16 protein-coding genes, 1 rRNA gene and 1 pseudogene are annotated in these 12,481 nt (G+C 72.7%); 10 read left to right on the plus strand and 8 right to left on the minus strand.

Annotated features, from left to right (window positions below; genetic code table 11):
* Positions 1-85, plus strand: a 5S ribosomal RNA gene (gene rrf, locus AC5RWQ_RS27110); the annotation flags it as partial.
* Between the two features lie 156 nt (positions 86-241).
* On the opposite strand, the gene AC5RWQ_RS27115 is transcribed toward rrf, so the two are convergent.
* From AC5RWQ_RS27115 to AC5RWQ_RS27125, 3 genes are all read right to left on the minus strand, one after another.
* Positions 242-796 carry a hypothetical protein gene (locus AC5RWQ_RS27115; protein ID WP_494285465.1) on the minus strand — a complete coding sequence of 185 codons (555 nt, stop codon included), beginning with the start codon at positions 794-796 and terminating at the stop codon, positions 242-244.
* Positions 797-881: 85 nt separating this feature from the next.
* Positions 882-1,661 (minus strand): transposase family protein, encoded by a 780-nt coding sequence (locus AC5RWQ_RS27120; protein WP_494285466.1) that lies wholly within the window; start codon positions 1,659-1,661, stop codon positions 882-884.
* A gap of 226 nt (positions 1,662-1,887) precedes the next feature.
* Positions 1,888-2,541: a class I SAM-dependent methyltransferase gene (locus AC5RWQ_RS27125; protein WP_494285467.1), complete on the minus strand. Its 654-nt coding sequence runs from the start codon at positions 2,539-2,541 to the stop codon at positions 1,888-1,890.
* Between the two features lie 292 nt (positions 2,542-2,833).
* On the opposite strand from AC5RWQ_RS27125, the gene AC5RWQ_RS27130 reads away from it, so the two are divergent.
* From AC5RWQ_RS27130 to AC5RWQ_RS27140, 3 genes and pseudogenes are all read left to right on the plus strand, one after another.
* Positions 2,834-3,694, plus strand: coding sequence for an EAL domain-containing protein (locus AC5RWQ_RS27130; protein WP_494285468.1), 861 nt, complete (start codon positions 2,834-2,836; stop codon positions 3,692-3,694).
* A gap of 44 nt (positions 3,695-3,738) precedes the next feature.
* Positions 3,739-3,984: pseudogene (locus AC5RWQ_RS27135) on the plus strand (VOC family protein); the annotation flags it as partial.
* A gap of 88 nt (positions 3,985-4,072) precedes the next feature.
* Positions 4,073-4,420: a VOC family protein gene (locus AC5RWQ_RS27140; protein WP_494285530.1), complete on the plus strand. Its 348-nt coding sequence runs from the start codon at positions 4,073-4,075 to the stop codon at positions 4,418-4,420.
* Positions 4,421-4,450: 30 nt separating this feature from the next.
* Here the strand turns inward: AC5RWQ_RS27140 and AC5RWQ_RS27145 are convergent, their stop codons facing one another.
* The gene (locus tag AC5RWQ_RS27145; protein ID WP_494285469.1) at positions 4,451-4,696 is read right to left on the minus strand and encodes a hypothetical protein; all 246 of its coding nucleotides are present in this window, start codon (positions 4,694-4,696) and stop codon (positions 4,451-4,453) included.
* A gap of 247 nt (positions 4,697-4,943) precedes the next feature.
* Between AC5RWQ_RS27145 and AC5RWQ_RS27150 the strand changes: the two genes are divergently transcribed.
* The 4 genes from AC5RWQ_RS27150 (at position 4,944) to AC5RWQ_RS27165 (ending at position 8,528) form a co-directional block, all read left to right on the plus strand.
* Complete coding sequence (locus AC5RWQ_RS27150) at positions 4,944-5,084, plus strand: hypothetical protein (RefSeq protein ID WP_494285470.1); 141 nt, start codon at positions 4,944-4,946, stop codon at positions 5,082-5,084.
* A 13-nt stretch (positions 5,085-5,097) separates the two neighbouring features.
* On the plus strand, positions 5,098-7,935 hold the full coding sequence (locus tag AC5RWQ_RS27155; RefSeq protein WP_494285471.1) for an ATP-binding protein: 2,838 nt from the start codon (positions 5,098-5,100) through the stop codon (positions 7,933-7,935).
* Between the two features lie 76 nt (positions 7,936-8,011).
* Entirely contained in the window at positions 8,012-8,242 is a 231-nt protein-coding gene (locus AC5RWQ_RS27160) for a preprotein translocase YidC (protein ID WP_494285472.1), read from the plus strand.
* 127 nt (positions 8,243-8,369) lie between these two features.
* Positions 8,370-8,528 carry a hypothetical protein gene (locus AC5RWQ_RS27165; protein WP_494285473.1) on the plus strand — a complete coding sequence of 53 codons (159 nt, stop codon included), beginning with the start codon at positions 8,370-8,372 and terminating at the stop codon, positions 8,526-8,528.
* 18 nt (positions 8,529-8,546) lie between these two features.
* On the opposite strand, the gene AC5RWQ_RS27170 is transcribed toward AC5RWQ_RS27165, so the two are convergent.
* The 4 genes from AC5RWQ_RS27170 to AC5RWQ_RS27185 all read right to left on the minus strand — a co-directional run bounded on the left by AC5RWQ_RS27170 (position 8,547) and on the right by AC5RWQ_RS27185 (position 10,766).
* Positions 8,547-9,824: an RNA polymerase sigma factor gene (locus tag AC5RWQ_RS27170; RefSeq protein WP_494285474.1), complete on the minus strand. Its 1,278-nt coding sequence runs from the start codon at positions 9,822-9,824 to the stop codon at positions 8,547-8,549.
* Entirely contained in the window at positions 9,821-10,153 is a 333-nt protein-coding gene (locus AC5RWQ_RS27175; protein ID WP_494285475.1) for a YciI family protein, read from the minus strand. The genes AC5RWQ_RS27170 and AC5RWQ_RS27175 overlap by 4 nt, the downstream gene beginning before the upstream one ends.
* A 353-nt stretch (positions 10,154-10,506) precedes the next feature.
* Positions 10,507-10,656, minus strand: a complete 150-nt coding sequence (locus AC5RWQ_RS27180) for a hypothetical protein (RefSeq protein ID WP_494285476.1) — start codon at positions 10,654-10,656, stop codon at positions 10,507-10,509.
* The gene (locus tag AC5RWQ_RS27185; protein WP_494285477.1) at positions 10,653-10,766 is read right to left on the minus strand and encodes a LacI family DNA-binding transcriptional regulator; all 114 of its coding nucleotides are present in this window, start codon (positions 10,764-10,766) and stop codon (positions 10,653-10,655) included. The genes AC5RWQ_RS27180 and AC5RWQ_RS27185 overlap by 4 nt, the downstream gene beginning before the upstream one ends.
* Before the next feature lie 309 nt (positions 10,767-11,075).
* On the opposite strand from AC5RWQ_RS27185, the gene AC5RWQ_RS27190 reads away from it, so the two are divergent.
* Both AC5RWQ_RS27190 and pdxY read left to right on the plus strand, forming a co-directional pair.
* Positions 11,076-11,474, plus strand: coding sequence for a hypothetical protein (locus AC5RWQ_RS27190; RefSeq protein WP_494285478.1), 399 nt, complete (start codon positions 11,076-11,078; stop codon positions 11,472-11,474).
* Between the two features lie 72 nt (positions 11,475-11,546).
* A complete protein-coding gene (gene pdxY, locus AC5RWQ_RS27195; protein ID WP_494285479.1) occupies positions 11,547-12,398 on the plus strand; it encodes a pyridoxal kinase PdxY in 852 nt (283 codons plus the stop codon).
* Positions 12,399-12,481: the final 83 nt, after the last annotated feature.

The following is a 12,481-nucleotide window of genomic DNA, read 5'->3' on the forward strand; positions in this document are numbered from 1 at the left end:
TAACATTCCGAACCCGGAAGCTAAGCCCTCCAGCGCCGATGGTACTGCACTCGGGAGGGTGTGGGAGAGTAGGACGCCGCCGGACAACCATTCCAGTAGGCCCACCCCAACAGGGGTGGGCCTACTGTTGTTCCACACCTTTTTGCTCCTGACGCTCAGTGTGGCCCCCCCGGACGGCGGAGGGGTCCACTACCGGTCCCGCCGGCCGTCGGCGATGTCGTCACCGCCGGGCGCCACGTCCTCATCGGACCGCAGCCGGGGCTAGGAGGCGTCGCTCGATGGAATTCGGGATGAGGCTGCTGCCGTTGGCAGGTGACGGGAAAGTTCGGTACGCAGGGCGCCGGTCCCGGGCCGAAGCAGACCGACCTTGACCGAGTAGACAGGCTGACCGGCACGGATGCGTGAACGAAGCGTCGTGGCGGAAGGAACGACCGCCCCGGCGAGCAAAGTGACCTCGAGGACGGCGAGCGAACGGGCCAGGACGGCGGACCGTCGCCGACTGGATCGCCTGCCATGGGAAGATCGCCGTCCGCCCCCGCTCGACGATCCCCAGCGCCGAATCGGTGACGTCGACCGATGACCAGTTCCTTCGTTGCAGGACGAGCGAGAAGGCGCTGAACAGGACGGCGTAGAGGACACCTGACGCGGCAATGTTCGTCAGATCGGCCGGCGTCCGCCCAGCGACGAGCGACAGCACGACGTTGACGAGTATCCAGGCCAGCAAGCCGATCAGCAGCAGAAGACCGAACATGAGGCGGGCGGACGTACGGAACCTCGTCCCGTCGCTTCCCTCCATGAATGGTCCTCCCGTCGACGGATTCCTCGACTCTAAGCGACGTCTCGTAACTGGGTGAAGGCGTTTCCCAGCGCCGGCCCGGTGGTCAGCCGGTGAGGATGATGTTGTGGAGGTTGGCGATGCCGGAAGCGACGTCGGCCAATGTGTGGGCGGCGCGGCGGTAGTCGCGCAGGATCTTGAAGCACTTCATCCTGGCCAGGGCGTGTTCGACCCCTGCTCGGACGGTTCGGTGCTCGACGTTGAGGGCTTCCTTCCAGTCCGGCAGCGAACTGCCGTCGGTGGGCTTGCGGTACGGCATGATCACCTCGGGGTTGCGGCGGTAGCCGCCGTCGGCCATCACCGGCCGTCCGGCCAACTTCTGGTCGATCCCTGAGGTGCGGTAGACGATCGTGTCGTTGCGGTTGCCGGGCTGCGGGTCGCCGACGGCGATGACCAGGCGGGTGCTGGCGTCGATGGCGACCTGCAGGTTCGTCGAGTACCGGTAGTTCTTGCTCCGGGCGGCCACGCGGTGATCGCGGGTGGGGATCAGCGTCCCGTCGACGATCGCGATCTGCTCGACGGGCCGCTTGCGCACCGGCGCCAGGGCCAGCAGCGGCGCGAGGGTGTCGATGACCCGGTGGGCCGCGGAGTGCGACACCCCGAACAGCGGGCCGATCTGGCGCATCGTCAGGTTCGTGCGCCAGTAGGTTGCCACCAGCAGCACCCGGTCAGGCAGGTCAAGGGCCCATTGCCGGCCCGGCCGGCCGTCAGCGATGGCGTCACCGCCACGCTCGGCGACCAGGCGGACCAGCTTGCGGAACTGGGCGGGCTGCAGCCCGGTGAACGGAAAGATCCACTCAGGGTGGGCTGCGGTGATCACCTGCACCCAGGCATCCTGACCGATCGTCCTCAGCAGACAGACGCCAGGGTTACGAGACATCCCTTAGGGCAGCGGATCACCTCGCCCGCCGCACACGGGTGGGATGAGTACCTGCCTGCTACCCGGCCCCGCCAGACTCGGGCTGGTCGGGCGGTTGATGCCTAGCGTTCGTTGTCGCAGCCCGACGCCCATCCTTCGGGCGGCACTGTTCGACGTCGGCGCAGCGTCGGGGCTAGGTGTCGGATGCTCGGATCGTGCGGAGCAGGAAGCCGGGCAGAGAGAGCTCTTGGCCGCCCGTCTCCGCGGCCACCTCGATCTCCCCGACCTTCGTGCCGACCCACTCCGGCTCGGCGAAGTTGGCCCGCAGCAGCTCTTCGGTCACGCCCCAGCCGTGCCCCGCCGTCCAGGACACCGCCAGCACGAAGACGGTCGCGCCCGGCGCGGCGAGGCCCGGCAGTAGCGCGAGATATTGGTCCATCTCGTCGCCGCCGCGGCGGTGGAGGCTGTGCAGCAGGCCGGAGTCGAACACCGAGTCGAACGGCGCGGACGGCAACGACAGGGCCGTGGCGTCCTGCACCTCGAAGTGCACGGTCAGGCCCTCGCCGGCGGCCTTGGTGCGGGCCATGTCGATCGCTACCCGCGAGATGTCGACCGCCGTCACCTCGTAGCCGCGGCGGGCGAGGGCGATCGCGAGATCGCCTGTGCCGCAGCCGATGTCGAGCACCGTCGGGCCTCGCACCCCGTCGTCGAGCACCTCGGCGAGTGCCGGCTGCGGACCGCGGATCTCCCAGGGCGGCCCGCCCGACTCGGCAGTGTCGCGGTAGAGCTCGTCGTAGTTGATGTCATAGGGCTCGTCGCCGTCGACCTCGGCGCTGCGTGCGGTCACCGCAATCCCCCTGGAGTTCGCCGGCAGGAACCTGAACCCGACCAACACCGGCACATGCCCCGGCAGGACCCGGGTACGGAGACGATCCTACGTCGCGGAGGGTGAAGCAGCCCGCCGCCTCGGTAGCCGGCCCGGGCGTCGACGTCACTCGTTGCTTCGGCGAGCCGCCCGGATCCGTCGGCACGGGCCGCGGTCCGCGCGGCCCGGTGGGCCCGACCCTGGGAGGCTGACGGGCGGGCGGGGCGCGGCGAGCGGCGGGGCGTCCTCCTGGATAGACTGCGCATCGCGATCTATGGGTCCTACGTGGGCCGCCTCCGTGGAAGCCGGCGACAGCCGCGACGCGGTGCTCGCCCACGCCGACCTGGCGCTGTACGAGGCCAAGGAGGCCGGCCGCAACCGGGCCCGGCTCTACCTGCCCGAGCAGTACCGGCACGCGGTGCAGCGGGTCAACGTGGTGACCTGGGTCCGCAACGCCCTCGACGAGCGTCGGATGCACCTCGACGCCCAGCCGATCGTCGACCTGCTGACCGGTGAGGTGGTCAGCCACGAACTGCTCATCCGGCTGCGTGACGGCCGGCAGCCACCGCTGTCGCCGGCCGACTTCCTGCCCACCGTGGAACGCGACGACCTCATCGCCGAACTCGACCGGTGGGTGGTCGCCACCGCCACGTCGGCGCTCGCCGAACCGTCGGCCTGCGTCGCCGGGATGCGGCTGGATGTCAACATCTCCGCCCGGTCCCTGGAGTCGCCCGGGTTCGGCGACTGGGTGGTGGGCCGGCTGCGGGCGGCCGAGGTGGACGCCTGCCGGCTGAGCCTGGACGACTTCGGCGCCGGATTCGGCTCGTTCGCGTACCTCAAGCACCTGCCGTTCAGCACCGTCAAGATCGCCGGGTACTTCGTCCGGCACGCCGACCGCGGCGGCGCCGACCCGGTGCTCATCGACGCCGTGGTGCGCGCCGCGCACGGGCTGGGCATGCGCACGGTGGCCGAGTCGGTCGAGCACGGCGCGCTGGTGCCCGCCCTTCGTCGGCTCGGCGTCGACGCGGGTCAGGGCTACCACCTGGGTCGCCCCGTCCCGCTGGACATCCTCCTCGACCGGTTCTGCCACGAGCGGCACCCCTCCGCCGCCGCGGCGGGACACCCCGACCGCTGACCCACCGTTGGGAGACCCAGGTGAACGCATCCCCCTCGCCGGCGGTGCCCGACAGCGTCACGCTGGTCACAGCCGACGTCGCCGCCGCCCGCGCCTTCTACGCCGACCTGCTCGGCTGGACGTACGTCGACTCGGCCGACGGGACCGCCGCGCTCGCCGGCGGCCAGCCGGCCGCCGAGCTGCGCGTCGGCGGCGGGCCGGCGCGCTGGTGGACCACCTTCGCCGTCGACGACGCCGAGGCCGTCCGCGACGCGGCCGCCAAGGGTGGCGCGCGTCGACGGGGACGACATTCACGACCCGTTCGGCGGGGCCTTCCGGGTCCGCGTCGGGTCGCCGGTCGGCGTGCCGGGGCCGGGACGTCCCTGCTGGTACGAGTACATGACGACCGCCCCCGGCGACGTCGAGCGGTTCTACGCCGACACCCTGGCGTTGCGGGCCACCGTGCCGCCCGCTGCGCCCGACGACTCGTACGCCCTGCTGATCTCCGGCGGCCGCCCGGTCGCCGGCCGGCTGGCGCTGCCGGCGCCGCTGGACACCCTGCTGCCCACCGGTTGGATGGTCTACTTCGCGGTGGCCGACCCGGACGGTGCGGCCGAGCAGGCGCAGCGGCACGGCGGACGGCTGCTGGTCCCGCCGCGGGACGTGGCCACCGGTCGGGTCGCCGCGCTCGCCGACCCGACCGGCGCGGTGTTCACCGTCATCCGACCGGCGGCCGGCCCGGCGTAGGCAGGACGACGCTCAGGTCCGGCGCGACGACTACCGCGAGGTGGCCGTGATCTTGCGCGAGATCCGATCCGGGACGGTCGGGGCATCGGTACGGGGAGCGGCGTCCGCCCCGACCGCGGCGAGGACGCCGTCACCCTGGCCGGCCTGACCGCCGGACGCGGCCTCGCCGATCATGCGTCGGCGCGCTCGTACGACGGCGCCTGCCGCCGCCACCGCGGCCAGCGAGATCACCGCCGCCTGCAACAGCGGTCCCTTCCTGCTGCGTCGACGCTTCATGTCGGTCACCCTTCTCCCTGTCGCGATCGGTCTCGCTCCCCATCGTGCGAAAACCCGCGGGGCGGCAGATGCTCCTTCCCCGCAATCAACCCGGTCGTGTCGCCGACGCCGGTGTCGGGGGTCACCCGATCGGAGCCGGAGCATCGGCCGTTCGGCTGGTATTCCGGGGTCCTTGTGGTCTAGTCTCGGCCTCGACGGATTCCGCTGCGACTGCCGGCGGCGTCCGGCGGGTTGCGGAGGACCCGGCATGACCACCAACATCACGTCCGACGTGTCGCGCTTCCCGGCCGCCGGCCCCTGGGGCGTCCCGGCGGACCTGGTTCGCGCCGCCTGCCCGTCCGGCGCGGCCCGGATGCGGGGATGTGTCGAAGCGCGAGGTCGACGATGAGGTGTGGCCCCGGGTGACCAACCTCAACGAGGAACTGTTCGACGTCGGCAGCGCCACCGGCCGGCTGATGGCCCGGCTCGACTGGTCGGCGACCCCGCTCGGCCCGGTCGAGGCCTGGCCGCAGAGCCTGCGCGCGGCCGTACGGCTCGTCCTCTCCTCCCGGTACCCCATGCTGCTGCTCTGGGGGGAGCAGTTCACCCAGCTCTACAACGACGCCTACTCGGCGCTGATCGGCGACAAGCATCCCGGGGCGCTCGGGGACGACGTCCGGACGACGCTCGCCGAGGGGTGGGACGTCCTGGCGCCGCTGATCGACGAGGCGATGGCGACGGGCGTGGCCAGTTGGGTGCCCGCCCTGCAGTTGCTCCTCGACCGGTCCGGCTACCGGGAAGAGGCCTACTTCAGCGTCTCCCATGCTCCCGCGCGGGACGACGACGGCAGTACGGTGGGCATCTTCACCGTGTGCAGCGAGGTCACCGAGCAGGTGGTGGGGGAGCGGCGGTTGCGGCTGCTGCGGGACCTGTCGGTTCCCGGCGACGGCCGCACCGTCGACGTGACCAGCACCTGCACGAGCCTGGTCGAGGCGATCGGCGGGCACCGGCTGGACGTGCCGTTCGCCGCGATCTACCTGCGCGACGGTGCGGCGCTGCACCGGGTCGCCGCCACCGACGACGACGCGGTGACCGCCGCGCTGCCCGAGGTCGTGCTCGACGGTGATCCCGCCTGGGGGCTCTGGGCCGCCGCCGGTGGCGCCGCCGCCGAGCTGGACCGGGTGGCCGACACGCTGACGTTGCCCGCCGGGGCGTGGGGCGAGCCGGTGGCCGGCGCCCTCGCGCTGCCGCTACCCCCCGCCGGGGCCGGCCAGCCCCTCGGGGTGCTGCTGGCCGCGGTCAGCCCCAGCCGCGCTCTCGACGAGGCGTACCGGTCGTTCTTCCAGCTGCTGACGCAGCAGGTGGCGGTCGCGGTGCGCAACGCCCGGGCGTACGAGGAGGAACGCCGACGGTCCGAGGCGCTGGCGGAACTCGACCGGGTCAAGACCACCTTCTTCACCAACGTCAGCCACGAGTTCCGCACCCCGTTGACGCTGATGCTCGGCCCGTTGGCCGACGCGCTCGCCGACGATCAGCATCCGCTGCCGCCGCAGCAGCGGGAACGGGTGGACATCGCCCGCCGCAACGCCACCCGCCTGCTCACCCTCGTCAACAGCCTGCTGACCTTCTCCAGCCTGGAGGCGGGACGCGCGAGCAGCCACGTCCGCCGGGTGGACCTGGCGGAGCTGACGGCCGAGTTGGCCGGCGTCTTCCGGTCCGCGGTGGAGCGGGCGGGGCTGCGCCTGGAGGTCGACTGCCCACCGCTTCCCCGACCGGTGAACCTCGATCCGGCCAACTGGGAGCGGATCGTCACCAACCTGCTGTCCAACGCGCTGAAGCACACCTTCGTCGGGGGGATCAGGATCGGGTTGCACGCCGACCCGACCGAGCTGCGGTTGACCGTGGCCGACACCGGTGTCGGCATCGCCGAGGAGGAACTGCCCCGGCTCTTCGAACGCTTCCACCGGGTCAAGGGCGTCCGGTCCCGCAGCCACGAGGGCAGCGGCATCGGGTTGGCCCTGGTCCGCGAACTCGCCCGGCTCGAGGGCGGTGACGTGCGGGTGCACAGCCGGGTCGGTGCGGGCAGCACCTTCACCGTGGCGTTGCCCTGGGCGACGGTGGCGGCCGGCACGGACAGCTTGGCGCCGGCCGGCGGCCTCGGTGACTCCGCCCGGGCCGCCGCCGAGGAGGCCACCGGCTGGCTGGCGGACCACTCCGGCGGAAGCGGGCTCACCGCTGCCGTACCGGGCGAGCCGGGTGGGACGGGTGAACGCGGGGCCCGGATCCTGGTCGCGGACGACAACGCCGACATGCGCGCGTACCTGACCCGGCTGCTGACCGAGCGCGGGTGGCAGGTGCAGACGGTCGGCAACGGCCGGGAGGCCCTCGCCGCCATCCGGCGGGACCCGCCGGCTCTGCTGCTGACCGACGTGATGATGCCCGAGGTCGACGGCTTCGCGCTCGTCCGCGCGTTGCGGGGCCGTCCGGAGACGCGGGCGCTGCCGGTGCTGGTGCTCTCCGCCCGCGCCGGCGCGGACGCCGCCGCCGAGGGGCTCGACCTCGGTGCGGACGACTACCTGGTCAAGCCCTTCACCGCCGCCGATCTGGTGGTCCGGGTACGCGCCGCCCTGCACGCCGCGGCCCGGCGGCGGTCGGCCCCCCCGGCCGATGGCGCGGAACCCCTGTCGCCTCCGGCCGGAGTCCCAGGCGGCGTCCCGGCGGCACCCGCCTCGCCCGCCCCGACGGAGCGCCGGACGGGCGACACCGGTCCGACCGTGGCGCGGACGGGCACGGTGACGCCGGCAGGCACGGTGACGCCGACCGTCGAAGGTCAGCACCTGCCGGGCGCCGGCGCTCCGGGCGCGAACGGGTCGCCACCGGCCGACACGGTCTGGAGCTACCCCTCGGCGGCCATCTCCGCCTCGGCGATGCGTCGCGACCTGCGTACCCTGCTCCAGACCTGGCAGGTGGATCCGGACGTCGTGCAGGACCTGCTGGTGGCCGCGTCCGAGGCGTTCAACAACGCGGTGGAGCACGCGCAGCAGCCGACCCGACCCGAGGTCCAGGTACGGCTCGAGATGGTCCACGGGACGGCCCGCGTCACCGTCCGCGACTTCGGCACCTGGCGGGACCGCCGGCCGGCGATGGACCGCGGGCGCGGCGCCACCCTGATGAACGCCTACGGCGAGGTGCGACTGGTGCCGGGCGCCGAGGGCACCACGGTGACCATCGAGCGTCGGCTCGTCGCCGACCCCGGCTGACCAGGGCGGGAAGGTTTCGCCTCCACGGCGCCGGGTAGCCGTCGCCGGACAGACCCGCCACCGACGGGAGACGACCGTGGGGTACCAGGCGCGCCAAGGAAAGCAGCCGGTCGATCCGGAGCATGCCGAGGACGAGGCCGGCCAGGCCCGGCTCGTCCAGGTGGAGGCGGACACCGACGTACCGGCAGCCGAGGGCGTCGGGCCGGACGTGGTGACCGAGGACGACGGTTCGGGTGTCGCCGGTGGCGCGTCGGGCGGCAGCGCGGGCGGCTCCGGCATGCCCGGGCATCCGGACGCCGCCCGCTGAGCCGTCCGTGCGCCGGCTCGCCGGGAGACAGCCGACGGCGGCTGCGGTGAACGCCCGCCGACCGTCGTGTCTTCTCCGCCGGGCCGGGTAACCGGTCGTCACCCTGTCCTCGGCCGGTGGAGGTCCGATGTCGCAGCAGCCGCACGAGAGCGAACGGACGATCGAGGAGGAGGCGGACGACCTCCGGCGTCGCCTTCCCCGCTCCGGTGAGCGGTCGAACGATGCCCTGACCGACGAAGACGCCCGGACGTCGGACAGGGCGCCGTCGGAGGACGAGGAACAGTAGGACCCGAGTTGGCTCAGCTTAGTGCGCCGGCTCCGGCGTGGCTGTTGATGCGTGCGAGGGCGGGTCGATGGAGCCCGCGCGGCCGGCCAGCTGGTCGCGGCGACGGATGAGGTACGCCGTCTCGGCGGTGTTGCCGGCCAGCCCGATGGCCCGGTCGTACGCCGCCCGCGACTCCTCGCTCCGGCCCAGCCGGCGCAGCAGGTCGGCGCGGGTGGCGTGGAAGGCGTGGTAGCCCTCCAGCGGCAACCCGTCCACCTCCGCCAGGGCGACCTCCGGGCCGTCGAACTCGGCGACCGCGATCGCCCGGTTGAGCCGCACGATCGGCGAGGGGTCGAGGCGGACCAGCTGGTCGTAGAGCGCGACGACCTGCGACCAGTCGGTGTCACGGACGTCGCGGGCGTCGGTGTGCACGGCGTTGATCGCGGCGAGGATCTGGTAACGCCCCGGCGGCTGGCCGGAGGCGAGGCGCGCGCGGACCAGGGTGTGGCCCTCGGCGATCAGCTCGCGGTCCCAGGCGCCGCGGTCCTGCTCGCCGAGGGTGACGAGTTCACCGCTCGCCGACACCCGCGCCGCCCGGCGGGCCTCGGTCAGCAGCATCAGCGCCAGGAGTCCGGCTACCTCGCCGTCGGCCGGCATCAGGGCACGGACCAGCCGGGTCAGCCGGATCGCCTCGGCGGTCAGGTCGCTGCGGACCGCCTCCTTCTCGGGGTCCGAGGCCAGGTAGCCCTCGTTGAAGATCAGGTAGAGGACGGCGAGCACCCCGGTGACCCGGGCCGGGAGGTCCTCCCGCAACGGCACGCCATAGGGGATCCTCGCCGCCTTGATCTTCGCCTTCGCGCGGGTGATCCGCCGGCCCATGGCGGTCTCCTGGACCAGGAACGCGCGGGCGATCTCGGGCACGGTGAGCCCGCCGACCATCCGCAGGGTCAGCGCAATCCGTACCTCCATGGCGAGAGCGGGGTGACAGCAGGTGAAGACGAGGCGGAGCCGATCGTCGTCGATGGCGCCGAGCGGCGCAGGGGTGTCGGACAGCATCAGCGCCTCCTTGTGCTTCTCCTCGCGCCTGACCTCGCGCCGGATCCGGTCGATGGCCTTGCGGTGGGCGGTGGTGGTGAGCCACGCGCCGGGACTCGGAGGGACGCCGTCGACCGGCCAGCGCTCGACGGCGGTCGCGAACGCCTCGGCGGCCATCTCCTCGGCGATGTCGAGGTCGCCGAAGCGCCTGGCCAGGGTCGCGACCACCCGGGCCCACTCCTCGTGGTGGACCCGGGCGATCACCTCGCCGACGTCGGTCATGCGCCCAGGATCGGCCGGAGCTCGACCTTCCGGTTGCAGCTCTTCGACCCCAGGGCGGCGAGCCGGAGCGCCACGTCGAGGTGCGGAGCCTCGATGATCCAGAAGCCGGCAACGTGCTCCTTCGATTCCAGGTAGGGCCCGTCGGTGAACACCGGCTCCGTGTCCCGACCGTCGATGACGGTGGCCGTGCTGGGCGACGCGAGGCCGCCGGCGAAGACCCAGTGGCCGTCGGCCTGGAGCTGCTCGTTGAAGACGTCGATCGCGGCCATCTCCTCTGCGGTGGCGAGGCTGGTCGTGTCGAAGAGAACGGAAATCAGGTACTGCGCCATCGGGATGATCTCCTGTCGTCGCGTGGCCGCCCCCTTGGGCCGCCTTCCACCCCTGCTACGAACGCCGCCGCCTCGATCCGACACGCTCCGCGGAGATTCCTTCGAGTATTTTCGTACGCCGCGCGGCGCGGCGGGCGCTCGGACGCGTCGGCGCGTAGTTTGTGCTGGTCCGCGGCCTGTCTGTAGACCGAGTTGGCTCAGATCCGATCGAGTCGCGTTCGTGGTGGTGGATCGGCCGTGCCTGAAGGTCGCAGACCGCGCATCGGCCGCACGGGACCGGTCGATCGAGGGGATCAACCGGCCCGTGCGGCCGATGCGCGCCCGAGGGTCGCCGGGCCCGAGCGGAACCTACGTCAGAACTTGTTCTTCAGGAAGAGGCCGGCTGCCGACAGGTCGGCGTCCGTCCAGGGGCCGCTCAGTGACGAGGTCGGCGTGAGGAAGGCGGATCCCTCGTTCTTGGTCGTCAGGGACCAGGTGGCCCAGCTGATCTTGTTGGCCGTCATGAAGTCCTGGCTCCGCTGACGTACTGCGCGTTGTTGATGGCCCGGGATGCGGCGGAGCGGGACACCCCGGCGCGCTCGGCGACCTCGGCGAGCGTGGGCCGTCTCGGCACGGGCCTGTCCATGGACCGGTGGCACCTCTCTGCGGTTCTGGACGAGCTGCTGTTCCGTCGTGGACTCCGCCGCGTTGGTGCCGAACAGCCTAGCGTGCGCTCACCGCCTGCCGGCGACCCTCGCCGGTGGGGCGTGGGCCCCCCGCTCGCGGCGACCACCAGACGCGGCAGCGAAAGTTTGCGGGTCGGGGCCGGGGGAAGACACCGCTGCCGGGCGGGCCGCGTCGCCCGCCCGGCCGCACAGGGACCGGGCCCGCCGGCCGCATCATCGGCGCGGGCTTCAGCAGCACACCCGGAGGAGGAGCGACGATGGCCGACGCTCGACGGAGCACGACCGGGGCCGCCAGCCGGCCCACCGGCGCCCGGAAGTCCACCGGGGCGCCCAAGGCCCCGATGAATCGGAAGGCGGCGGCGAAGAAGGTCGCGACCGCCACGAAGCGGGCCACCGGGGCGAGCGCGGCCAAGACGCCGGGGGGAAAGCCCACCCCGACCACGGCGCGCGTGGCCCGCAAGAAGGACACCGCCGCGACGGCGGCCCCGACGCGCACCGCGAAGGCGCCCGCGACGAGGGCGCCGGCGAAGAAGGCGCCGGCCAAGAAGGCCGCGCCGGCACGTGCCCGGACGACCACGGCCACCCGGGCGCCGGCGAAGAAGGCCACCACCATGGAATCCTTCGGCAGCCGACGGACGCCCCGCACGACCCGCTGACCCGGAGTGGGTCACCCGACACGAACGGCGGGCAGTGCGCGCGGCACCGGCGGGAACCGCCATGATGATCCGGTGAAGATTCTGTCCATCCAGTCCTCGGTCGCCTACGGCCACGTCGGCAACTCGGCGGCCGCCTTCCCCCTCCAGCGACTGGGGCACGAGGTCTGGCCGGTACTGACGGTCCACTTCTCCAACCACACCGGGTACGGCGCGTGGCGTGGGCCGCTGCTGGCGCCGGCCGACGTGGCCGAGGTGATCGCCGGCATCGCGGACCGCGGGGTCCTCGGCAGCGCCGACGCGGTGCTGTCGGGCTACCAGGGTGACCCGGCGATGGGCGCGGTGATCCTCGACGCGGTGGACAAGGTCAAGGCGGCCAACCCGGACGCGGTGTACTGCTGCGACCCGGTGATGGGCGACGCCGGCCGGGGGATGTTCGTCCGGCCGGGCATCCCGGAGTACCTGCGGGACACCGTCGTCCCGCGCGCGGACATCATCACCCCGAACCAGTTCGAGCTGGAGTTCCTCGCCGGCCGTACGACGAACTCGCTGACAGATTTGCTGGAGGCGGTCGACGTGGTGCGCGAGACGGGACCGCGGCACGTCCTGGTCACCAGCGTGCTGCACGGCGACGTCCCGGCGGGGTCGCTGGAGGTGGTGGCCGTCTCGGACGAAGGCGCCTGGGCGGTGACCACGCCACTGCTGCCGATCAGCCCGAACGGCGGCGGCGACGTCACCGCGGCGCTGTACCTCGCCCACCTGTGCACGACGGGCTCGCCCGCGACGGCACTGGAACGCACCATCGCCTCCGTCTTCGCCGTACTCGAGGCCACCCTCGCGGCGGGCACCCGGGAGATCCAGCTGATCGCCGCCCAGGACGCGATCGCCGAGCCACCAGCCACGTTCACCGCACGACGGCTGCGCTGACGCCACCTGCCCCGGTCGTTACCGCCGCAGGCCGCCACCTGGTAGGACGGTTCACCGCAGCCACCCGGCCGGCGACGAAACAC

This window comes from Micromonospora sp. BS32 (genome assembly GCF_059089345.1).

Excerpts from the sequence above, each read along its gene's own strand:
- AC5RWQ_RS27150 (WP_494285470.1), top strand. The coding sequence starts at position 4,944 with ATGACCACCAACATCACGTCCGACGTGTCGCGCTTCCCGGCCGCCGGC.
- AC5RWQ_RS27145 (WP_494285469.1), bottom strand. The coding sequence starts at position 4,696 with ATGAAGCGTCGACGCAGCAGGAAGGGACCGCTGTTGCAGGCGGCGGTG.
- AC5RWQ_RS27130 (WP_494285468.1), top strand. The coding sequence starts at position 2,834 with ATGGGTCCTACGTGGGCCGCCTCCGTGGAAGCCGGCGACAGCCGCGAC.
- AC5RWQ_RS27140 (WP_494285530.1), top strand. The coding sequence starts at position 4,073 with ATGACGACCGCCCCCGGCGACGTCGAGCGGTTCTACGCCGACACCCTG.
- AC5RWQ_RS27175 (WP_494285475.1), bottom strand. The coding sequence starts at position 10,153 with ATGGCGCAGTACCTGATTTCCGTTCTCTTCGACACGACCAGCCTCGCC.
- AC5RWQ_RS27165 (WP_494285473.1), top strand. The coding sequence starts at position 8,370 with ATGTCGCAGCAGCCGCACGAGAGCGAACGGACGATCGAGGAGGAGGCG.
- AC5RWQ_RS27190 (WP_494285478.1), top strand. The coding sequence starts at position 11,076 with ATGGCCGACGCTCGACGGAGCACGACCGGGGCCGCCAGCCGGCCCACC.
- AC5RWQ_RS27180 (WP_494285476.1), bottom strand. The coding sequence starts at position 10,656 with ATGACGGCCAACAAGATCAGCTGGGCCACCTGGTCCCTGACGACCAAG.
- AC5RWQ_RS27115 (WP_494285465.1), bottom strand. The coding sequence starts at position 796 with ATGGAGGGAAGCGACGGGACGAGGTTCCGTACGTCCGCCCGCCTCATG.
- AC5RWQ_RS27170 (WP_494285474.1), bottom strand. The coding sequence starts at position 9,824 with ATGACCGACGTCGGCGAGGTGATCGCCCGGGTCCACCACGAGGAGTGG.